Origin of the sequence: Bacillus sp. FSL R7-0685 (assembly GCF_038002425.1) — a bacterium.
Classification (GTDB): Bacteria; Bacillota; Bacilli; order Bacillales; family Bacillaceae; genus Bacillus; species Bacillus subtilis.
Window position 1 is genome coordinate 681,400 of the sequence record NZ_JBBOCN010000001.1, and the last position, 22,076, is coordinate 703,475.

Here is a 22,076-nt window from a genome sequence, read left to right on the forward strand (position 1 = left end):
TAAAGGAGTGAATAGGATGTCTGAAGCATATAAAAACGCAGGAGTTGACATCGAAGCCGGATATGAAGCTGTAAAACGAATGAAAAAACACGTGGAGCGCACGAAACGGCTTGGCGTTATGGGCAGCCTTGGCGGTTTTGGCGGCATGTTTGACCTGTCTGAGCTTTCTTATCAAAAACCAGTTCTCATTTCGGGAACGGACGGTGTCGGCACAAAATTAAAGCTCGCTTTTTCCATGGATAAGCATGACACGATTGGCGTGGACGCTGTTGCAATGTGTGTCAATGACGTGCTGGCACAAGGTGCAGAGCCGCTGTTTTTCCTCGATTATTTAGCGGTCGGCAAAGCGGACCCAGTGAAAATTGAACAGATTGTACAAGGTGTTGCGGAAGGCTGTGAGCAGTCAGGTTCAGCCTTAGTCGGCGGTGAAACGGCTGAAATGCCGGGGCTCTATACAGCTGATGAATACGATATTGCCGGTTTCTCAGTCGGAGTGGCAGAAAAGGACGAAATCGTGACTGGAGAAAACATTGAAGAGGGCCATCTGTTGATCGGCCTCAGCTCCAGCGGCCTTCACAGCAACGGCTTTTCCCTTGTCAGAAAAGTGCTTCTGGATGATGCGGAGCTGGACCTCGATACAACATATGAGCCGTTTGAACGCCCGCTTGGCGAGGAATTGCTTGAACCGACAAGGATTTACGTGAAGCCTGTGCTTGCCGCGGTCAAAAGCGGAAAAATCGACGGCATGGCGCACGTGACAGGCGGAGGATTTATTGAAAATATTCCGCGTATGCTTCCGGAAGGCTTAAGTGCGGAAATTGATCATGGCTCATGGCCGATCCCGCCAATTTTTTCTTTCTTGCAAGAGTACGGCAAGCTGAAGGAAGAAGACATGTTCAACGTCTTTAATATGGGTATCGGTTTTGTTTTGGCTGTCAAAGAAGAGCATCTGACAGATGTGATCGGAACGCTTGAAAGCCATGGCGAAAAAGCCTATTTAATCGGGCGAGTGAAAAAAGGTGAAGGCGTCACATTCGGCGGTGCGGCACTTTCATGAAAAAGTTTGCGGTATTTGCATCAGGAAACGGTTCAAACTTCGAAGCCATCGTTACGCGTTTGAAGGAGGAGAACTGGGATGCGTCAGCAGCGCTCCTCGTTTGCGACAAACCGCAGGCGAAAGTCATCGAACGGGCGGAAGCATTCCACATTCCATCCTTTGCATTTGAGCCGAAGTCTTATGAAAACAAGGCCGCATTTGAACAAGCCATCATTGAACAGCTTCGTCTTCACGAGGTTGAATTGATTGTTCTTGCCGGCTATATGAGGCTAATTGGTGATACGCTCCTTCAAGCATATGGAGGAAAAATCATTAACATTCACCCGTCGCTTCTTCCGGCGTTTCCTGGGATCGACGCAGTCGGACAGGCGTTCCGGGCGGGTGTGAAGGTGGCCGGAATCACCGTGCATTATGTCGATGAAGGAATGGATACAGGTCCGATCATCGCTCAAAAGGCAATCGAAATTGATGAACATGATACATTGGAAACAATCGAACAGCGGATTCACAAGCTTGAGCATAAATGGTATCCGAGTGTGATTAAACAGCTATTAGGATTAAATAACAGAGGTGAAAAGGCATGACCATTAAACGTGCGTTAATCAGTGTTTCAGATAAAACAAATCTCGTTCCTTTCGTAAAAGAACTGACAGAGCTTGGCGTTGAAGTCATCTCCACAGGCGGAACGAAAAAGCTGCTTCAAGAAAACGGTGTAGATGTGATCGGAATTTCTGAAGTGACAGGCTTTCCTGAAATTATGGACGGCCGGTTAAAAACCCTTCACCCGAATATTCACGGCGGTCTTCTGGCGGTTCGCGGCAATGAAGAGCATATGGCGCAGATCAATAAACACGGGATTCAGCCGATTGACCTCGTTGTCGTCAACCTCTATCCATTTAAAGAAACGATTTCTAAAGAAGACGTCACGTATGAAGAAGCGATCGAAAATATCGACATCGGCGGACCTGGCATGCTGCGTGCGGCATCAAAGAACCATCAGGATGTCACGGTTATCGTCGATCCGGCCGATTACAGCCCAGTGCTGAATCAAATCAAAGAAGAAGGCAGCGTATCTCTTCAGAAAAAACGCGAGCTCGCGGCAAAAGTATTCCGTCATACTGCGGCATATGATGCACTGATCGCTGACTATCTGACAAATGTTGTCGGTGAAAAAGAACCAGAGCAATTCACTGTGACATTTGAGAAAAAACAATCGCTTCGCTATGGAGAAAACCCGCATCAGGAAGCAACTTTCTATCAAACAGCTCTTCCTGTCAAAGGCTCTATTGCGCAAGCAGAACAGCTTCACGGAAAAGAGCTTTCTTACAACAACATTAAAGACGCGGATGCGGCAGTTCAAATCGTTCGTGAATTCACTGAGCCGGCTGCTGTTGCTGTAAAGCATATGAATCCGTGCGGTGTAGGAACAGGAAAAACGATCGCCGAAGCGTTTGACAGAGCGTTTGAAGCGGATAAAACATCTATCTTCGGCGGCATTATCGCGCTGAACCGTGAAGTGGACAAGGCAACTGCCGAAGCGCTTCATAACATTTTCTTAGAAATCATCATTGCGCCTTCATTCAGCCAAGAAGCGCTCGACGTCCTGACTGCGAAGAAAAATCTCCGTCTGCTGACGCTTGACGTATCCGCCGCTGTTCAAAAGGAAAAACAGCTGACATCTGTTCAAGGCGGGCTGCTGATTCAAGATTTAGATATGCACGGGTTTGATGATGCTGAGATTAGCATTCCGACAAAAAGAGAACCGAACGAGCAAGAGTGGGAAGACTTGAAGCTTGCTTGGAAAGTTGTGAAGCATGTGAAATCAAATGCGATCGTTCTCGCGAAGGACAACATGACAGTCGGCGTGGGAGCAGGCCAAATGAACCGCGTTGGATCGGCAAAAATCGCAATCGAGCAAGCAGGGGAAAAAGCGAAGGGCAGCGCGCTCGGTTCGGATGCATATTTCCCAATGCCAGATACTGTCGAAGAAGCGGCAAAAGCGGGCGTTACAGCCATCATTCAGCCAGGCGGATCGATCCGAGATGAGGATTCCATCAAAAAAGCGGATGAATACGGCATTGCCATGGTATTCACCGGCATCAGACACTTCAAACATTAAGGGGATGAAAACGACGTGAATGTATTAATTATCGGTAAAGGCGGAAGAGAACATACACTGGCGTGGAAGGCAGCGCAAAGCAGCCTCGTCGAGAATGTATTTGCCGCTCCCGGAAATGACGGCATGGCAGCTTCCGCACAGCTTGTAAACATTGAGGAAAGCGACCACGCAGGGCTTGTCTCATTTGCAAAAGAAAATCAGGTCGGCCTGACCATTGTCGGCCCTGAGGTTCCTTTAATTGAAGGTCTGGTGGATGAATTCGAAAAAGCGGGTCTTCGTGTGTTCGGCCCGTCAAAAGCCGCGGCGATCATCGAAGGAAGCAAACAGTTCGCTAAGGATTTAATGAAGAAATACGACATTCCGACCGCAGAATACGACACGTTTACATCCTTTGAAGAGGCGAAGGCATATGTGCAGGAAAAAGGTGCTCCGATTGTGATAAAAGCAGATGGACTTGCAGCTGGAAAAGGCGTTACTGTGGCTATGACAGAGGAAGAAGCAATTGCGTGTCTGCATGACTTTCTTGAAGATGAAAAGTTCGGTGATGCGAGCGCGTCCGTTGTCATTGAAGAATATCTTTCTGGTGAAGAATTTTCTCTGATGGCCTTTGTCAAAGGGGAAAAGGTGTATCCGATGGTGATTGCCCAGGATCACAAGCGTGCGTTTGACGGAGACAAAGGCCCGAATACGGGCGGAATGGGCGCTTACTCTCCAGTTCCGCAAATTTCGGAAGAAACGGTTCGCCATGCTGTAGAAACCATCGTGAAACCGGCCGCAAAAGCAATGGTACAAGAAGGCCGTTCCTTCACTGGCGTTTTGTACGCTGGATTGATGCTTACTGAAAACGGCTCGAAGGTCATTGAATTTAATGCCCGTTTCGGCGATCCGGAAACACAGGTCGTGCTTCCGCGCATGGAATCTGATCTGATACAGGTGCTTCTTGATCTTTTAGATGATAAGGAAGTTGACTTAAGATGGAAGGATACCGCGGCAGTGAGTGTTGTGCTTGCATCAGAAGGGTATCCGGAAAGCTATGCAAAAGGCACGCCGATCGGCAGCCTTGCAGCAGAAACTGAGCAGGTCGTGGTCTTCCATGCCGGAACGAAAGCAGAAGGCGGAGAGTTCGTTACAAACGGGGGGCGCGTCGCCAATGTGACAGCTTTTGATGAATCGTTTGAAGCGGCTAGAGACCGAGTGTACAAAGCGGTTGATGAAATATTCAAACCGGGACTCTTTTTCAGAAAAGACATTGGGGCACGCGCTTTAAAGGCTGCCCAAAAATAAGTGAGGAAAACCCGCAGATTAGCTGCGGGTTTTTTTATAATGTAAAAGCGGGGTGGTGAGCGGAAGAAGAAAGGACAACGAGCGTGGTCGGTTTTCCATGGGCCATCGAGGCGTCAATAAAATCCTCAAGCGTATGTACCGATTCAGTCACGACCTTTGTCACATAGCTGTACATCCCTGTGATGCGGTGATTTTCTGCTACATCAGGATGCGATGTTGCAAAGGCGGCGTAGTGCTTACAGCTTTTTGGCTCCATGAGAATAAAAGCGGTGACATGCTTGTTTAGTTTTTCGTAACAGATATTCGCGCTGTAGCCGGTAATCACTCCTTTGTCTTCAAGCTTCCTGACACGCTCCGCCGCGCTTGGCGAACTGAGTCCGACAAGCTTTCCCAGCTCAACCATCGTTAATCTGCCGTTTCGCTGCAAATGCGAGAGAATCTGAAGGTCTGTATCGTCCATTTGTCCGGCTCCTTTACATATTTAGGCGAATGAATGAAAATTCCTTTGATCATAAGGCAATGCTGTTGACTTACCTTCATTGTAGCATATGGATGCCGTCTTATTTTTTCTATAATAAAGCCATCAATCAGAGAGGAGGCATCATGTTGCCAGAATTACAGCGCTCTATTACTTGGATACAAGGGACGGCGTTAACGATTGGGGCGGTTTTAGGATGCGGGATATTAATTTTGCCGTCTGTAACAGCTGACGCAGCCGGCCCCGCTTCTTTAGTTGTCTGGGTATTCATGTCTTTTTTATCTTTTCTTCTCGTCGGCACGCTGGCACGGCTTGTGAAAATAGCGCCCAGCGCGGGAGGAATCACGGCTTATGTGCAGCTGGCCTTTCAGAAAAAAGCAGGGGCTATTTTGGGCTGGATCATGTTAGGTTCCGTTCCGATTGGCGTTCCCATCATCGCTTTGACTGGCGCGCATTACGTCAGTTACATCACAGAGGCGGCCGATTGGCAGATTACATTGATTGCTGGTTGTATGCTGGCTATATCTATTTTGCTTCATATGAGAGGGATTCAACTATCCGCAAACATCAGTACACTCGTTATATGTGTCATTGTATTTCTGCTTGTCACTTCTATTGCTGTGTCATTGCCACACGTCACGATAGCAGAATTCAAACCGTTTCTTCCGCATGGCTGGTCTGCCGCGGGATCTGTTTCTGTTATGATTTTTTTCTCTTTTGTAGGCTGGGAAATGATTACCCCATTGGCTGAGGAATTTCATCGTCCTGAAAAAGATGTCCCGCTCAGCTTGTTTTTGGCAGCGTCTTGTGTGGCGGGGCTGTATATCATGCTGTCATTTGTGACCGTGGGTACTCATTCATATGGAGAGAATGGAGAAATTGCATCGCTTGCCATGCTCATCTCAAAAGGAGCAGGGGAAAGCGGTGTATACGTCACGGTATGTTTAGCGCTGTTTATTACATTCGCTACCATCCATGCCAATATTGCTGGTTTTTCAAGAATGGTGTACGCATTGGCGAGAGAGGGGCACATACCCGTATTTTTTGGAAAACTCAGTGCGACAAAACGTACGCCTATTCGCGTTTTGACAGCGATGGCCGCAGTATTTGGCTTAGTGCTTGCAGCGCATGGTCTGTTTCAAATCGATTTGACGACTCTGTTGAAAGGGCCGAGCGCGGCTTTTATCGCATCTTACATATGTACAATGGCGGCAGCACTGAAACTGCTGGGCAGGAGAGATATAGGCTGGTGGATGGCGCTCGGGGCATTTGTGACGTGCGCGGTGATTTATTCATTCAGCGGCTGGGCACTGCTTTATCCGGCAGTGCTGGCAGCTGCAGGATATTTCTATATGAAAATAAAGGGTGGGCATAAAAAAAAGCTCGATCACGTTTCGTGATCAAGCTTTTTCATTTATCCGTTATGCTGGCCGTTATTTCCAGAATCGCTGTGTTGAAACATGTAGGTCACAGGGCAGAATCGAAGGATTCCCGAACCCGCTTTCATGGCCCCCATAAAGATGTAAAAGAGATGCATTCTGCACCAAGGTTTTTTCGTAAACTTTGCGCTTGCGGCTGACATAATCGTCAATCCGCATGCGATTCTGAACACGGCATTGATGAGACTGATGTTTGGCTTCAAGGAAATCCGCTCCTTTTACTTAAAAAAAGTTTTTTAACCGAACCTTCAAAAATTTGTAACGTTTTTATCGTGCGTGATGAGGAAGGATGTGATACCATGAGTCTAATACATGTAAAGGAGAGTATGTGAATGTCCGAACGCACCTTTAACTGGAAAAACAAAGACATCAGGGCACAGGTTGATGTTGTAGACTCAAAGCTGCTTCCAACGCTCCTTTTACGGAATGCTCTCGTCTTAAATCCATATGTAAAACAATGGCTGAAAAAAAACATTTGGATTTATCAGGACCGCATTGTTTATGTGGGTCATGAACTTCCGAATAGAGCCGAAGAAATTCATACGATTGATTGTGAAGGAAAATACATTGTGCCAGGTTATATTGAACCGCACGCACATCCTTTTCAAATATATAATCCCCAAACACTGGCGGAATATGTGTCTCAATACGGAACAACGACATTCGTGAATGATAACTTATTTTTGCTTTTACAAAGCGGAAAAAAGAAAGCGCTTACGATTTTGAATGAACTCAAAAAGCAGCCTGTCCAGTATTTTTGGTGGTCACGCTATGACCTCCAGACCGAGGTTCTGAACGAGGACCACGTCCTTCCATTTGACGTCAGAAAACAGTGGATTGAACATCCGGATGTGATTCAAGGCGGAGAAATGACCGGGTGGCCTCGCTTGGTAGATGGTGATGATTTAATGCTCCACTGCATGCAAGCTACAAAGAAACAGAGGAAACGCATTGAAGGGCATTTTCCCGGCGCATCTGATAAAACGCTTACAAAAATGAAGCTGTTCGGAGCGGATTGTGATCATGAAGCGATGACAGGTGATGAAGTGATGAGAAGGCTGGAACTGGGCTATTATGTTTCCCTTCGGAACTCTTCCATTCGTCCCGATGTAAGAAAAATCTTGCAAGAGCTGCATGAGAAGGGCTTCCGCTATTATGACCACTTCTTTTACACGACAGATGGCGCAACTCCGAATTTCTATAAAGGCGGCATGACAAACGAGCTGATTCGTATCGCGTTAGAAGAAGGCGTACCTGCAATCGACGCCTACAATATGGCATCATTTAATATCGCAAAGTATTACCAAATGGATGATTATTTAGGAGTTGTCGGACCGGGTAGACTGGCATCGCTGAACATATTGGAAGATCCGTTAAATCCGAATCCCTTGACTGTTCTGTCAAAAGGGACCATTCTGCGTGAAGACGGCTGTGATTTGAAGGCGTTTACAAAGACGGACTGGCACAAAGGCGGTCTTGTCCCGCTTGAACTTTCATATGATATGACGATGGATGACTTGCAGTTTTCTATGCCGATGGGCGTGAAAATGCGGAATGCGGTTATTATGGAGCCATATATGATTGAGATCGACAATTCGATGGAACAGCTCTCGTTTGACCATGATGAAAGTTATTTGACGATGCTCGACAGACACGGGAAATGGCGCGTCAATACGATGATAAAAGGGTTTGCCTCAAGCGTGCAGGGATTTGTAAGCTCCTTTACGACGACGGGCGACATTGTCGCGATTGGAAAAAATAAAGCGGATATGCTGCTCGCTTTTGCCCGCATGAAAGAAATCGGAGGAGGAATTGTTTTAGCGGAGAACGGAAACATTCTGCATGAAATCCCGCTTGCGCTGTGCGGCTGCGCCTCTTCGGAAGCGTATGAAGACGTGCTTGAGAAGGAACAAAAGCTGAGAGATCTTTTGACTGAAAGAGGCTATGAGTTTTGCGATCCTATCTATACGCTGCTCTTTTTGCAAAGTACGCACCTTCCGTATATACGCATTACGCCAAGAGGAATCTTCGACGTCATGAAAAAAACTGTACTCTTTCCATCGATAATGCGTTAAAATATAAAAGAGCAGGGAGCCGACATATGAAAAAATGGATGACAGTTTGCGCGCTGTGTTTCGTGTTTTTTCTGCTGGTATCCTGCCAGCAGAAGGATGCTGTCCCGGATACTGCAAAGAAGCTGAAAGCTCCTTTAACGGGGCTAAAGACTGAACAGAAGGTGACTGAACGCCGGCCTGTTGCTGTTGTGGTGAACAATCACCCGAAGGCGAGGCCGCAGTCGGGTCTGTCTAAAGCCGACATTGTCATAGAAGCGCTAGCCGAAGGGCAAATCACAAGATTTCTGGCCATTTTCCAAAGCCAGATGCCTGAAACTGTCGGACCTGTGCGGAGCGCGCGGGAATATTTCGTCACTCTCAGCAATGGCTTTGACAGCATATTTGTCCATCACGGCTGGAGTCCCGGCGCCAAAGAGCAGCTGGAATCCGGAGCTGCCGATTATATGAACGGATTGGATTTTGACGGAAGCTTATTTTGGAGAGCTGATTTCAGCAAACCGCCCCACAATTCCTATACGTCTTATGATTACATAAAAAAGGCGGCGGAACAAAAGGGTTATAAGCTGAAGCAGGAAACAAATCCGCTGCTGTTTCAAACATCAGATGCAAAACCTGCAAATGAATCTTACAATGTTCGGGTAGATTATGGAACAAAAAACGTTACAAATCTTGTCGAATACAACTATGATAAAAAAGCTGAATCTTATACAAGAAGCTCTGATGGTGTCATAACGACAGACCGGGAAACCGGAAAGCCGGTTGCAATGCAAAATATTTTCATTGTTGAAGCCAGCCATCATATTATTGATCAAGATGGAAGGCGGGACATCGACTTGGAATCAGGGGGAAAAGGTCTGTTGTTTCAGCACGGAAACGTCATTGAAACAGACTGGAAACAAGTGAATGGCAGAATTGTGCCGGTAAAAGACGGCAAGTGGCTTCCGTTTGTGCCAGGAAAGACTTGGATCAATATCGTACCTGATCTTGATGCGGCTTCCATTAGTAAAGGAGAAGGTGTGTAACGATGCAAATCGATAAATTACGCGGCAAAGAGCTGGACCAGTTATTTAACTCGATCTTATCGCTGAAAGACCTGGAGGAATGTTACCGATTCTTCGATGATCTATGCACAATTAACGAAATTCAATCGCTGGCTCAGCGCCTTGAAGTGGCGCGCATGCTTCGCGAAGGAAACACGTATCATAAGATTGAAACAGAAACAGGCGCTTCCACGGCTACGATTTCCCGTGTGAAACGCTGCTTAAATTACGGGAATGACGCTTATGAAATGGCGCTTGACCGTGTGAAGGAGACGGAAACTGAGTCTTCTTCAAAATAACATAGAACCGCCCTGCCGTTCGGCAAGGGCGGTTTCTTTATGAAACAAATTGATGGATCAGGTTGTCGATATCGATGAGACTGCCATCCTCTTTCCGATAGACAACATGCTCCTTGGAAAAATGAATCGGCGAATTGATCCCTGCTGCGGCTGCAAGGTTAAACAGCCCCTCGCGCAGGGAAATAACGTAGTTGCAGACTCGATGCTGTTTTTCCTCAACGCTCAACGCTTTTTGCAATTTCGGATCTGTCGTCGCCACACCTGCCGGACAGGTGTTGGTGTGGCAGACGAGAGCGCGGATGCAGCCAACGGAAAACATCATGCCGCGTGCGATGTTGACAAAGTCAGCGCCGAGGGCTAAGGCGACCGCGATTTTATCAGGAGTCAGGAGCTTTCCGGAAGCAAAGATTTTCAGCTGGCTGCGCAAGCCGTACTGTTTAAGAAGCGTGTCAACAATAGGCAGCGCTGTCATAATCGGAAGGCCGACTGTATCCGCGAGCTCGTAAAAGGAAGCTCCGGTACCGCCTTCACTTCCGTCGATCGTGATAAAATCCGGATGCTTTCCGCTTTTCTGCATATAAGAGAAAAGCTCATGCAATTCTTCAGGATGCCCTGCGACAAGTTTGATGCCGACTGGCTTTCGCCCGACATCTCTAAGTTTTTCAATAAAATCGAGCATTTCAGGAGGGTTTGAGAATTCAAAAAAACGGTTCGGGCTGTCAATCGACTTTCCAGGTTCGACATTCCGAATGTCTGCCACTTCCTCTGATACTTTGGCGCCGTCCACATGGCCGCCGCGGGTTTTCGCTCCTTGTGCCAGCTTTAGCTCAAACGCTTTAATCTGGTCAATCCTGCTTTTTCTTTTAAATTCCTCCCACGAAAATTCCCCGTTTCTTTTGCGCACGCCGAATAGGCCCGGTCCGATTTGGCAAATGATATCGGCGCCGCCCTTTAAGTGATACTCAGACAATCCTCCTTCACCTGTATTCATCCAGGTTCCCCCTGCCTGATGGAGCCCTTTTGAGAGCGCCGTAACAGCCCGTTCTCCAAGAGAACCGTAGCTCATGGCTGACTGGCCGACTAAGCCCTTCACATAAAATGGCTTCTCGCATGTATGCTCGCCAATCACCTGCACATCATCAGGATGGAGAAAGTACGGGTCTGCTTTGATATGTTCGGCATGCTCCTTGCGTTTGAACAGATTGTCAGCATCCATTTTATAGATTTGGGTTTCAATTTTTGGCGTTTGATTTACATGCATTTCTTCCCTTTGTTTTGGAAACATAGCGTTACGGATATAATAGCCAGGTTTATCAAAATCTCTTACAGATCCAAAGCCCATCATTCTGCTTTTGTATTTGCCGGAGATGACGGTTTGCTCATATTCCTTTCGTGAAAAAGGCTGCTCCTCATTGTCATTGCTGTATAAATACTGCCTCAGCTCCGGTCCGATTTTTTCAAGGATATACCGAAATCTTCCGATGACGGGATAGTTGCGAAGGATTGAGTGCTCCTGCTGTTTTTCATCCTTTATGTAGATCCAGGCAAACAAGACGATCGGGATAGCGATGATCCCTATGATAAATGCGATGAGTGCTAATATGATGGTTTCCATCTCTCAGCCTCCCTTTTTATGTAACCATTTCCACAGTTGATCACTTTCCAAACAATAGCAGAAGGAATCTGGTGAAAAATGTGTGCTTCTGCCGATACAGGACTCAGCGAGCAGGTACTGCCATATGCTCTTTTTTTATGAAAATAGAATCAAAACACCTTTTTCAGTGAATAACGAGATTAACGGCTTTTTCCGTTTTTCCGCGCTATGTGAATTTGTTATAATGTTTAAATGGTAACAAACGAATGGAGGAACGTATGACGTGTACGATGTAACGGAGTGGAAGCATGTCTTTAAACTCGATCCAAATAAAGATTTGCCTGACGAACAGCTGGAGATTCTTTGCGAATCAGGAACGGATGCGGTCATTATCGGAGGCAGTGATGGTGTGACAGAGGATAATGTCCTGCGGATGATGTCTAAGGTAAGACGGTTTTTGGTGCCGTGTGTCCTAGAGGTGTCAGCGATTGAAGCGATCGTTCCCGGCTTTGACTTATATTTTATTCCGAGTGTATTAAACAGCAAAAACGCGGATTGGATTGTCGGAATGCACCAGAAAGCCATGAAGGAATACGGAGAACTGATGTCTATGGAAGAAATCGTGGCGGAGGGCTACTGCATCGCAAATCCAGATTGCAAAGCCGCGGCACTGACTGATGCGGACGCCGATCTGAATATGGATGATATTGTCGCCTATGCGCGTGTGTCGGAGCTGCTGCAACTGCCGATTTTTTATTTAGAATACAGCGGCATGATTGGAGACATAGAAGCTGTCAAGAAAACGAAGGCTGTATTGGAAACGTCAACCTTGTTTTACGGCGGCGGCATCAAGGATGCGGAAACGGCCAAGCAGTATGCAGAGCATGCGGACGTGATCGTTGTAGGCAATGCGGTGTATGAAGATTTTGACAGGGCTTTGAAAACAGTAGCGGCTGTGAAAGGCGAGTAGTAAATTGTACGGATTTGGTTTATGATAGAACATATGTTTTGTATAGGCGGGTGAACAAATTTTGAATTATATTAGCAATCAATTACTAAGCGGTTTAAACCCCGTTCAGCAGGAAGCTGTCAAAACAACGGACGGGCCTCTTTTGCTGATGGCGGGAGCGGGAAGCGGAAAGACGCGTGTCCTGACCCATAGAATTGCTTATTTAATGGCAGAAAAGCATGTGGCGCCGTGGAACATTCTGGCGATTACATTTACAAATAAAGCGGCACGCGAAATGAAAGAACGTGTGGAAAGCATCCTTGGACCCGGCGCGGACGATATCTGGATTTCCACATTCCACAGCATGTGCGTGCGGATCTTGCGCAGAGATATCGACCGGATCGGGATCAACCGAAATTTCTCCATTCTTGATACGGCGGACCAGCTTTCAGTGATCAAGGGGATTTTGAAGGAGCGCAATCTTGATCCGAAGAAGTTTGACCCGAGAAGCATCCTCGGCACGATCAGCAGTGCGAAAAACGAATTGACCGAACCGGAGGAATTCTCTAAGGTTGCCGGCGGCTACTACGATCAGGTGGTCAGCGATGTATATGCTGATTATCAGAAGAAGCTATTGAAAAACCAGTCGCTCGATTTCGACGATTTGATTATGACGACGATTAAACTGTTTGACCGAGTGCCGGAAGTACTTGAATTTTATCAGCGCAAATTCCAATACATCCATGTTGATGAGTATCAGGATACGAACAGGGCGCAATACATGCTTGTTAAGCAGCTTGCCGAGCGTTTCCAGAACCTTTGCGTTGTGGGGGATTCTGATCAGTCAATCTACAGATGGCGCGGCGCGGATATCACCAACATCCTTTCATTTGAAAAAGATTATCCGAATGCAAGCGTGATTTTGCTAGAACAAAACTATCGTTCAACGAAACGGATTTTGCGTGCGGCTAACGAGGTCATCAAAAACAACTCTAACCGCAAACCGAAAAATTTGTGGACGGAAAACGATGAAGGCATCAAAATTTCCTATTATCGCGGTGATAATGAGTTCGGTGAAGGACAGTTTGTGGCCGGCAAAATTCATCAGCTTCACAGCTCAGGCAAGCGGAAGCTGTCTGATATCGCCATTTTATACCGGACAAACGCGCAGTCCCGTGTGATTGAGGAAACGCTTCTCAAAGCGGGTTTGAACTATAACATTGTCGGCGGCACAAAGTTCTATGACAGAAAAGAAATTAAAGACATTCTTGCGTACCTGCGCCTCGTATCCAATCCGGATGACGATATCAGTTTCACGCGCATTGTCAATGTGCCGAAGCGCGGAGTCGGCGCGACATCACTTGAAAAAATCGCTTCGTATGCGGCTATAAACGGCTTGTCATTTTTCCAAGCGATTCAGCAGGTTGATTTTATCGGCGTCAGTGCCAAAGCGGCAAACGCGCTTGACAGCTTTAGACAGATGATTGAAAACCTGACCAATATGCAGGATTACTTATCCATTACAGAGCTGACAGAAGAAATTCTTGATAAGACGGAATACAGAGAAATGCTGAAGGCTGAGAAATCGATCGAAGCCCAAAGCCGTTTAGAAAATATCGACGAGTTCCTGTCTGTTACGAAAAACTTTGAACAGAAAAGTGAAGACAAGACACTCGTTGCGTTCCTGACAGACTTGGCGTTGATCGCAGATATTGATCAGCTCGATCAGAAGGAGGAAGAGTCAGGCGGCAAGGATGCGATCACCCTGATGACACTGCACGCCGCGAAAGGACTGGAGTTTCCGGTTGTTTTCTTGATGGGGCTTGAAGAAGGCGTCTTCCCGCATAGCCGTTCACTCATGGAGGAAGCGGAAATGGAAGAAGAACGCCGCCTTGCGTACGTTGGGATTACAAGGGCGGAACAGGAGCTTTATCTGACCAATGCTAAAATGCGCACCTTGTTTGGCCGGACAAATATGAACCCGGAATCTCGCTTCATTGCTGAAATACCGGATGATTTATTGGAAAACCTAAATGAGAAAAAAGAAACAAGAGCGACGTCTGCGAGAAAAATGCAGCCGAGACGCGGCCCTGTTTCACGCCCGGTATCCTACGCCAGCAAAACAGGCGGCGACACCTTGAACTGGGCAGTCGGAGATAAGGCGGGCCATAAAAAATGGGGAACAGGAACTGTCGTCAGCGTAAAAGGCGAAGGAGAAGGGACGGAGCTCGATATTGCCTTCCCGAGCCCTGTCGGCGTGAAACGCCTGTTAGCAGCATTTGCTCCTATTGAAAAGCAGTAATTGAAGAGGAAAGGAAGAAGCAGATGGACAAAGAAACAGCGAAGCAGCGGGCAGAAGAACTGCGCCGCACCATCAACAAGTATAGCTATGAATATTACACCTTAGATGAACCGAGCGTCCCAGATGCCGAATACGACAGATTGATGCAGGAGCTGATTGCGATCGAGGAGGAGCACCCAGACCTCAGAACGCCTGACTCTCCTACGCAGCGCGTCGGCGGAGCCGTGCTTGAAGCGTTTCAGAAAGTCACCCACGGCACACCGATGCTCAGTCTGGGCAACGGCTTTAATGCTGATGATCTTCGTGATTTCGACCGCCGTGTGCGCCAAGCCGTCGGCGACGATGTGGCGTATAATGTGGAGCTGAAAATAGACGGTCTTGCTGTTTCTCTCCGTTATGAAGACGGCTATTTTGTCAGAGGAGCCACACGAGGTGACGGAACGACGGGAGAGGATATCACGGAGAATCTGAAGACGATCCGCAATATCCCCCTTAAAATGAACCGTGAGCTGTCAATCGAAGTGCGCGGCGAGGCGTATATGCCGAAGCGTTCGTTTGAAGCACTCAATGAGGAACGGATTAAAAATGAGGAAGAACCGTTCGCCAATCCGCGAAATGCCGCGGCGGGATCACTCAGGCAGCTTGATCCGAAAATTGCAGCGAAACGAAACCTCGATATCTTCGTCTACAGTATAGCGGAGCTTGACGAGATGGGTGTAGAGACGCAAAGCCAAGGGCTTGATTTTCTCGACGAACTCGGATTTAAAACGAATCAGGAACGAAAAAAATGCGGCGACATAGAAGAAGTCATTACGCTGATCGATGAGCTTCAGGCAAAGCGCGCCGACCTGCCGTACGAAATAGACGGCATTGTCATTAAAGTCGATTCTCTCGATCAGCAGGAGGAGCTCGGTTTTACGGCGAAAAGCCCGCGCTGGGCCATCGCGTATAAGTTTCCTGCTGAAGAGGTCGTGACGAAGCTTCTCGATATCGAATTAAATGTCGGCAGAACGGGTGTGATCACGCCGACCGCGATTCTTGAGCCGGTAAAAGTTGCCGGCACAACGGTCTCAAGAGCATCCCTTCATAACGAAGATTTAATTAAAGAGAAGGACATTCGGATTTTGGATAAGGTTGTCGTCAAAAAAGCGGGCGATATCATCCCGGAAGTTGTGAATGTCCTCGTTGAACAGCGCACAGGAGAAGAAAAGGAATTCAGCATGCCGACGGAATGTCCTGAATGCGGAAGTGAGCTGGTCCGGATCGAAGGAGAAGTGGCGCTTCGCTGCATTAACCCTGAATGTCCGGCGCAAATCCGGGAAGGGCTGATCCATTTCGTTTCCCGCAATGCCATGAACATTGACGGGCTCGGCGAACGAGTGATCACACAGCTGTTTGAGGAAAACCTTGTCCGCAATGTGGCAGATTTATATAAGCTGACGAAGGAACGAGTCATCCAGCTCGAGCGCATGGGTGAAAAGTCCACTGAAAACCTGATCAGCTCCATCCAAAAATCAAAAGAAAATTCGTTAGAGCGTTTGCTGTTTGGGCTTGGCATCCGTTTTATCGGATCAAAGGCTGCAAAGACGCTTGCCATGCATTTTGAAAGCTTGGAGAACCTGAAAAAAGCCTCAAAAGAGGAACTTCTCGCGGTAGATGAAATCGGTGAAAAAATGGCTGACGCAGTCATCACCTATTTTCATAAAGAAGAAATGCTTGAACTCTTGAATGAACTTCAGGAGCTGGGCGTAAACACGCTCTACAAAGGCCCGAAAAAAGTAAAAGCAGAGGACAGCGACTCTTACTTTGCCGGTAAAACAATTGTTCTGACAGGAAAGCTGGAAGAGCTGTCAAGAAACGAAGCCAAAGCGCAAATCGAAGCGCTGGGCGGAAAGCTGACTGGAAGCGTCAGCAAAAACACAGACTTAGTCATCGCCGGAGAAGCGGCGGGAAGCAAGCTGACAAAAGCACAAGAGCTGAACATTGAAGTGTGGAATGAAGAACAGTTAATGGGAGAGCTAAAGAAATAAGAGGAGTGTTTTCTATTGAAAAAGACGTTGGCATTGGCGGCAACGGCGGCAGTATTAATGCTGTCTGCCTGCTCGTCAGGTTTCGGGGGGGAGAAGGAGGAAGAGATTACGCAAAAGACGGCGAAATCGTCAGAAAAAGCGATTGTCCCGAAATATAATATCTCTGACTCCTATTACAAAATGGTGCTGCCGTTTAAGGCAGGCAAAGCGCGCGGCTTAACAACGGAACAGCTGAACACTAGGCTGGACATTGACGAGTTTGAAACAGGGCTGATGCGTCTTGCCCAAGATTCTTTCTCGACTGACGATTATCTGTTCCAAGAAGGACAATATTTAGATGAGGATACAGTATTAAGCTGGCTGGCACGGAAAAAAACGGGCTCTGATTTGAAAAAAGCCGAAAAAGAAGATAAAAACTTCAAAAATGAAGGCTTGAACCCGGCGCTCCCGAGCTCTGGTTCAACAGAAGAAAAGAACGAAAGCAGCCCAATTTATTTAGCATCCATGCTTGAGCACGATTATTTAGTCAGAAAAGACAAGAATTCTATCCAGCTTGGCGGCGTCATGATCGGACTGGCGTTAAACTCAGTGTATTACTATCGTGAAAAAACTGGCGACCCGCAAAAAGAAGTGGAGATTAAAGACAGCACGCTTCGCCAGCAGGGAGAAAAAATTGCACAGGAGGTTATTAACCGCCTCCGCAAAAAAGATAACTTGAAGAATGTGCCGATTACCGTCGCGCTCTACAAGCAGGCGTCAAAAACATCGATTGTGCCGGGGAACTTCATCGCCAAAACAGAGGTCAAAGCAGGCTCTACTGATATCTCAAATTGGGATGACATCAATGAAAAATATGTATTCTATCCGGCGGATACAACCACAGCAGAAAAGTACCCGGATGACACCGAGGTCTTTAAGCGGTTCAAAAACTCAATTGAAGAATATTTCCCAAACTATACAGGCGTTGTCGGTACAGCGCTGTATGAAAATGATGAAATGAAGAAAATGAAGATTGACATACCAATGCAATTCTATGGAAAAAGTGAAGTTGTCGCGTTTACCCAGTTCTTAACGGGTGAAGTGATGGACTACTACTCTAAGAGCTCAGTTGATGTCGAAGTCAATATCACGTCCTCAGACGGACAGGAAGCGGTCATTATCCGCAATGCCGGAGATAAAGAGCCGACTGTTCACATTTATGACTGATAGAAGACCCTTGTGCCATATTGGCACAAGGGTTTTTATGTTACAATTAACAGGAAAAGGGAAATTATTTTCACTTCTGCCGAAACACAAATCAAGGGGAGGTATGTTGATGCTGGAAATCGTGTGAAAACAATCATTATCAAATCTATAGCAATGAAAGGATGTTAGACGTGCATAAAGATATCAAAAAAATATTTCATGAAGAGCAGGTTTTGGCAGAAGCTGCAGCGAGATACGGTTTCTCAAAAGATCAGGTGCGTTTTCTGGCTGATGCGGAAAACTATGTATATGAATGTATGAAAGACAATCAACCTTATATTTTAAAGATTACCCATACGATTCGGAGATCTTCTGATTATATGATGGGAGAGATGGAATGGCTCCGTCACCTTGCAATAGGGGGAATTTCAGTAGCCAAACCGCTCCCGTCGCTGAACGGAAAAGACGTAGAAGCAGTGCCGGACGGAAACGGCGGGTCATTTTTATTGAGAGTGTATGAGAAAGCGCCAGGGCAAAAAGTGGATGAATCGGACTGGAATGAAACGCTATTTTATGAGCTTGGCAGATACACAGGCAGCATGCACAGCCTGACAAAAAGCTACAAATTGAGCAATCCCGCTTTCAAAAGACAGGAATGGGATGAAGAGGAGCAATTAAAGCTGAGAAAATATGTGCCTGAAGATCAGATAAAGGTGTTTCAGCAAGCCGATTCTTTGATGAATGAACTGCGGAGGCTCCCGAAAAGCCAGGACAGCTATGGCTTGGTGCATGCGGATCTGCACCATGGCAATTTTAACTGGGATCATGGCAAAATCACGGCATTTGATTTTGATGATATCGGCTACAACTGGTTTGTTAACGATATTAGCATTCTTCTCTACAATGTCCTGTGGTATCCTGTTGTGCCATATGATGATAAAGCTGCGTTTACAGAAGAATTTATGACGCATTTTATGAAAGGGTACTGGGAGGAAAATGAGCTTGACCCTGCATGGCTGATGATAATACCTGATTTCCTCCGCCTTCGCCATATGCTGATTTACGGATTGCTGCATCAGATGTTTGACCTTAACACAATAGGAGAAGAGGAAAAAGAAATGCTGGCCGGTTTCAGAAGAGATATAGAGAATGGCACGCCGATTACAGCATTTGATTTTTCAGCACTGGTGTAGATAGAAAAAGCCAATGGGATTCCAGTCCCATTGGCTTTTATAATGTATCACACTTCACGCCGACTACGCCTTCAATGGCTTTAATGTCATAGTAGACATCGGTCGTGTATCTGTTTTTATGGACGCGGACCTTCACTTCCATAATTGGAAAATCCTTTTCGCCTAGGTCGTCGATCCGAACGGAGTGTGCTTTGATATCTCTTCTTTTCATTTCTTTTAAAATCTCTGTCATTTTGTCTTTATCAGAAAGTGACATTCTGATGCGGATGTCTTTTTCCTGCAGGCGGTCGGGGCCGATTTTTCTGACCACCCATGGGAGAAATTCCACGCTGATCAGGATGAACAGAAGACTGGCAAACGCTTCTTTATAAAAACCGGCTCCCGTAGCCAGCCCGAGCCCCGCTGCCCCCCAGATCATGGCCGATGTCGTCAGGCCGGAAATGACATCATTGCTTTTTCGCAGGATGACACCGGCTCCGATAAACCCGACGCCGGAGATGATTTGTGCCGGCAGACGAAGCGGATCCATCATGATGCGGTAGTATTTAGGGAAATGATATGCCGCATTAATACTGACGATCGTCAGCATGCATGAGCTGACTGCGATGACAATACAGGTTTTTAATCCGAGCGGCTTATTTTTTAATTCGCGTTCAAGCCCGATGACCATGCCAATCAATGTGGCAATGCCCAATTTCAATAAAATATCAGGATCAATATACCAGCTCAACAGCAACTTCCCCCTTCTCTATGGTGTTTTTAAATAAATATGATTTTCTCACAGTATTTATAGCAAAACAAGAGCACAAAAGCCACCAAGCTGCGCTTGATGGCTTATTGCTTACTTTTTGCGTTTTAACAGCTTTTCCATGACACCGAATAATCGGTAAGAGGCTTTTGCAGGACGTTTTGTGATCATGCTGACAATGATGCCGGCAATCATACTGAGAATAAACCCAGGGATGATTTCGTACACACCGGTTGATTTTGCCAGGCCGGTTGTAATCCAGATCAACACGGTCGCAGCCCCGACAATCATGGCAGCAAGCGCGCCCCATTCGTTCATTCGCTTCCAATATAGACTGAGCAGAATCGCAGGCCCGAAAGCTGAACCGAAGCCGGCCCAAGCGTATCCGACCAAATCAAGAATGGTGCTGTTCGGGTTCAATGACAAGAGTACCGCGATAACGGCAATGACTAAGACGGACAATCGCCCGATCATGACCAATTCTTTATCAGAAGCTTTTCGTCTGAAAAATGACCGGTATAAATCCTCTGTCACTGCACTTGCTGTGACCAAGAGCTGTGAGGAAATCGAACTCATGATGGCAGCCAAAATAGCTGACAATAAGAACCCTGTAATTAATGGGTGGAACAAGATTTTAGAGAAGATAATGAAAATCATCTCCGGATCTTTTACAGCAACTCCGAATTTATGGGCGTATGCAACACCGATTAAACCCGTCAGCACGGAACCTAGAACTGTAATGATCATCCAGCTCATGCCGATTCGGCGTGCAGGTTTTAAATCTTTAATGTCTTTAATGGCCATAAATCGGACGATGATATGAGGCTGGCCGTAGTAGCCCAACCCCCAGGCTAAATAGGAAATAATGCTAATGACGCTCGCGCCTTTAAAAATATCCAATAAATGTGGATTAACAGCGTCGATTTCATGGAAAGTCGGAGCAACGCCGCCCACATGGGTAAAAGCAACGATCGGCACAAGCACTAGTGCTGCAAACATGATCGCACCCTGCACGAAGTCAGTCAGACTGACAGCAAGGAAACCGCCAAACAGTGTGTATAACACGACAACTGCGGTGGTCAGAAACAGGCCTAATTTGTAATCCGCACCAAAAGCAGATTCAAACAGCCGTCCGCCAGATACCATACCGGAAGAGGTATACAATGTGAAAAAGATCATGATGATCAATGCAGATACGATTTTCAGCAGTGATGAAGAATGTTGGAATCGTTTATCAAAGAAATCAGGAATTGTAATCGCATCATCTGCCGCTTCTGTATAAGCACGCAGCCTTGGAGCCAGCAGCAAGTAATTTGAGTACGCCCCGATTGTAAGACCTAAAGCAAGCCATAAGGTGGACAGCCCTGTCGCAAACATCGCGCCGGGAACACCCATCAGCATCCATCCGCTCATATCGGCCGCGCCGGCAGACAAAGCAGTAACGAATGGTCCGAGGCCTCTTCCTCCAAGCATGTAATCATTGATGTCAGTGGTTTTCTTGAATGCATACCAGCCGATTAACAGCATGGCAATAAAGTAAATTCCTAAAGATATAATAATTTCAATACTCACGTTTTACCCTCTCTTCATTTCTAATAATGTTGCATCACCTCTCAAATTGATGGTGCCAGTTAAGCAGCCTGGCGTAAGTGCAAAGCAAAAGAAATTCTTTTGCGGGTGCACTTGGTAACTTAACCTAACAAAGTATTCCCGGCCATTCAAGCGATGAAACCTTGATCATGAGCGAGAAATACCGTTGCAAACCTAGAAGGGAATAAAGAATAAAACGCTTTCAAAAAATAATTAAAGTAAAAATATTCAGAAAAATATTTCGTTTCTCCTTCGCCTCATTTTAGTATAAAATATATAGGGTATTGTTTCGAAAACACAGGCCTGTCTTAAGGCGTTTTGTTGCTTTAAAGGGCTTGTTTTTGATATGATCAGTATTATATGACTTAACGGAGAAATATGTGGAGGTGGATCATATGTCACGAATTTCAATAGAAGAAGTAAAGCACGTTGCGCACCTTGCAAGACTTGCGATTACTGAAGAAGAAGCAAAAATGTTCACTGAACAGCTCGACAGTATCATTTCATTTGCTGAGGAGCTTAATGAGGTTAACACAGACAATGTGGAGCCTACAACTCACGTGCTGAAAATGAAAAATGTCATGAGAGAAGATGAAGCGGGTAAAGGTCTTCCGGTTGAGGATGTCATGAAAAATGCGCCTGACCATAAAGACGGCTATATTCGTGTGCCATCAATTCTGGACTAAAGGAGGGA

19 protein-coding genes are annotated in these 22,076 nt (G+C 46.5%); 14 read left to right on the forward strand and 5 right to left on the reverse strand.

What is annotated here, in order from left to right; genetic code table 11:
• Nucleotides 1-16 precede the first annotated feature (16 nt).
• Genes purM through purD form a run of 4 tightly spaced genes read left to right on the forward strand, consistent with a single transcriptional unit; the run spans nucleotide 17 to nucleotide 4,460 of the window.
• Complete coding sequence (purM, locus tag MKY50_RS03605; RefSeq protein WP_003233945.1) at nucleotides 17-1,057, forward strand: phosphoribosylformylglycinamidine cyclo-ligase; 1,041 nt, start codon at nucleotides 17-19, stop codon at nucleotides 1,055-1,057.
• On the forward strand, nucleotides 1,054-1,641 hold the full coding sequence (purN, locus tag MKY50_RS03610; protein ID WP_015252651.1) for a phosphoribosylglycinamide formyltransferase: 588 nt from the start codon (nucleotides 1,054-1,056) through the stop codon (nucleotides 1,639-1,641). The genes purM and purN overlap by 4 nt, the downstream gene beginning before the upstream one ends.
• Complete coding sequence (purH, locus tag MKY50_RS03615) at nucleotides 1,638-3,176, forward strand: bifunctional phosphoribosylaminoimidazolecarboxamide formyltransferase/IMP cyclohydrolase (RefSeq protein ID WP_032722973.1); 1,539 nt, start codon at nucleotides 1,638-1,640, stop codon at nucleotides 3,174-3,176. Before purN ends, purH begins: the two co-directional genes overlap by 4 nt.
• 15 nt (nucleotides 3,177-3,191) lie before the next feature.
• Nucleotides 3,192-4,460 carry a phosphoribosylamine--glycine ligase gene (gene purD / locus MKY50_RS03620; RefSeq protein ID WP_341116175.1) on the forward strand — a complete coding sequence of 423 codons (1,269 nt, stop codon included), beginning with the start codon at nucleotides 3,192-3,194 and terminating at the stop codon, nucleotides 4,458-4,460.
• 34 nt (nucleotides 4,461-4,494) lie between these two features.
• Here purD and MKY50_RS03625 read toward each other — a convergent pair whose 3' ends face one another.
• Nucleotides 4,495-4,920: an Lrp/AsnC family transcriptional regulator gene (locus tag MKY50_RS03625; protein ID WP_341116176.1), complete on the reverse strand. Its 426-nt coding sequence runs from the start codon at nucleotides 4,918-4,920 to the stop codon at nucleotides 4,495-4,497.
• A gap of 143 nt (nucleotides 4,921-5,063) precedes the next feature.
• On the opposite strand from MKY50_RS03625, the gene MKY50_RS03630 reads away from it, so the two are divergent.
• On the forward strand, nucleotides 5,064-6,338 hold the full coding sequence (locus tag MKY50_RS03630; RefSeq protein WP_341116177.1) for an APC family permease: 1,275 nt from the start codon (nucleotides 5,064-5,066) through the stop codon (nucleotides 6,336-6,338).
• A gap of 14 nt (nucleotides 6,339-6,352) precedes the next feature.
• On the opposite strand, the gene MKY50_RS03635 is transcribed toward MKY50_RS03630, so the two are convergent.
• Complete coding sequence (locus MKY50_RS03635) at nucleotides 6,353-6,580, reverse strand: YgaP family membrane protein (RefSeq protein ID WP_047182212.1); 228 nt, start codon at nucleotides 6,578-6,580, stop codon at nucleotides 6,353-6,355.
• Between the two features lie 129 nt (nucleotides 6,581-6,709).
• Between MKY50_RS03635 and MKY50_RS03640 the strand changes: the two genes are divergently transcribed.
• The 3 genes from MKY50_RS03640 to MKY50_RS03650 are packed head-to-tail and all read left to right on the forward strand — an operon-like array spanning nucleotide 6,710 to nucleotide 9,791.
• Nucleotides 6,710-8,452: an adenine deaminase gene (locus tag MKY50_RS03640; protein WP_341116178.1), complete on the forward strand. Its 1,743-nt coding sequence runs from the start codon at nucleotides 6,710-6,712 to the stop codon at nucleotides 8,450-8,452.
• A gap of 26 nt (nucleotides 8,453-8,478) precedes the next feature.
• Nucleotides 8,479-9,474 carry a DUF3048 domain-containing protein gene (locus MKY50_RS03645; RefSeq protein ID WP_069837340.1) on the forward strand — a complete coding sequence of 332 codons (996 nt, stop codon included), beginning with the start codon at nucleotides 8,479-8,481 and terminating at the stop codon, nucleotides 9,472-9,474.
• 2 nt (nucleotides 9,475-9,476) lie between these two features.
• Nucleotides 9,477-9,791 (forward strand): YerC/YecD family TrpR-related protein, encoded by a 315-nt coding sequence (locus MKY50_RS03650; RefSeq protein WP_003219429.1) that lies wholly within the window; start codon nucleotides 9,477-9,479, stop codon nucleotides 9,789-9,791.
• Nucleotides 9,792-9,828: 37 nt separating this feature from the next.
• Here the strand turns inward: MKY50_RS03650 and MKY50_RS03655 are convergent, their stop codons facing one another.
• A complete protein-coding gene (locus MKY50_RS03655; RefSeq protein WP_341116179.1) occupies nucleotides 9,829-11,406 on the reverse strand; it encodes an FMN-binding glutamate synthase family protein in 1,578 nt (525 codons plus the stop codon).
• Nucleotides 11,407-11,668: 262 nt separating this feature from the next.
• On the opposite strand from MKY50_RS03655, the gene MKY50_RS03660 reads away from it, so the two are divergent.
• The 5 genes from MKY50_RS03660 to MKY50_RS03680 all read left to right on the forward strand — a co-directional run bounded on the left by MKY50_RS03660 (nucleotide 11,669) and on the right by MKY50_RS03680 (nucleotide 19,044).
• On the forward strand, nucleotides 11,669-12,355 hold the full coding sequence (locus MKY50_RS03660; RefSeq protein ID WP_341116180.1) for a heptaprenylglyceryl phosphate synthase: 687 nt from the start codon (nucleotides 11,669-11,671) through the stop codon (nucleotides 12,353-12,355).
• Nucleotides 12,356-12,416: 61 nt separating this feature from the next.
• A complete protein-coding gene (gene pcrA, locus MKY50_RS03665; RefSeq protein ID WP_015383008.1) occupies nucleotides 12,417-14,636 on the forward strand; it encodes a DNA helicase PcrA in 2,220 nt (739 codons plus the stop codon).
• 23 nt (nucleotides 14,637-14,659) lie between these two features.
• Nucleotides 14,660-16,666, forward strand: a complete 2,007-nt coding sequence (gene ligA, locus MKY50_RS03670) for an NAD-dependent DNA ligase LigA (RefSeq protein ID WP_341116181.1) — start codon at nucleotides 14,660-14,662, stop codon at nucleotides 16,664-16,666.
• A 15-nt stretch (nucleotides 16,667-16,681) separates the two neighbouring features.
• Nucleotides 16,682-17,872, forward strand: a complete 1,191-nt coding sequence (locus MKY50_RS03675) for a CamS family sex pheromone protein (protein ID WP_003242795.1) — start codon at nucleotides 16,682-16,684, stop codon at nucleotides 17,870-17,872.
• Between the two features lie 161 nt (nucleotides 17,873-18,033).
• Nucleotides 18,034-19,044, forward strand: a complete 1,011-nt coding sequence (locus tag MKY50_RS03680) for a phosphotransferase enzyme family protein (protein WP_080265320.1) — start codon at nucleotides 18,034-18,036, stop codon at nucleotides 19,042-19,044.
• Nucleotides 19,045-19,081: 37 nt separating this feature from the next.
• Here MKY50_RS03680 and MKY50_RS03685 read toward each other — a convergent pair whose 3' ends face one another.
• On the reverse strand, nucleotides 19,082-19,780 hold the full coding sequence (locus MKY50_RS03685; RefSeq protein ID WP_010886431.1) for an MgtC/SapB family protein: 699 nt from the start codon (nucleotides 19,778-19,780) through the stop codon (nucleotides 19,082-19,084).
• Between the two features lie 105 nt (nucleotides 19,781-19,885).
• Nucleotides 19,886-21,364 carry a proline transporter OpuE gene (gene opuE / locus MKY50_RS03690; protein WP_003242814.1) on the reverse strand — a complete coding sequence of 493 codons (1,479 nt, stop codon included), beginning with the start codon at nucleotides 21,362-21,364 and terminating at the stop codon, nucleotides 19,886-19,888.
• Nucleotides 21,365-21,777: 413 nt separating this feature from the next.
• Between opuE and gatC the strand changes: the two genes are divergently transcribed.
• Complete coding sequence (gene gatC, locus MKY50_RS03695) at nucleotides 21,778-22,068, forward strand: Asp-tRNA(Asn)/Glu-tRNA(Gln) amidotransferase subunit GatC (RefSeq protein ID WP_003219442.1); 291 nt, start codon at nucleotides 21,778-21,780, stop codon at nucleotides 22,066-22,068.
• Nucleotides 22,069-22,076: the final 8 nt, after the last annotated feature.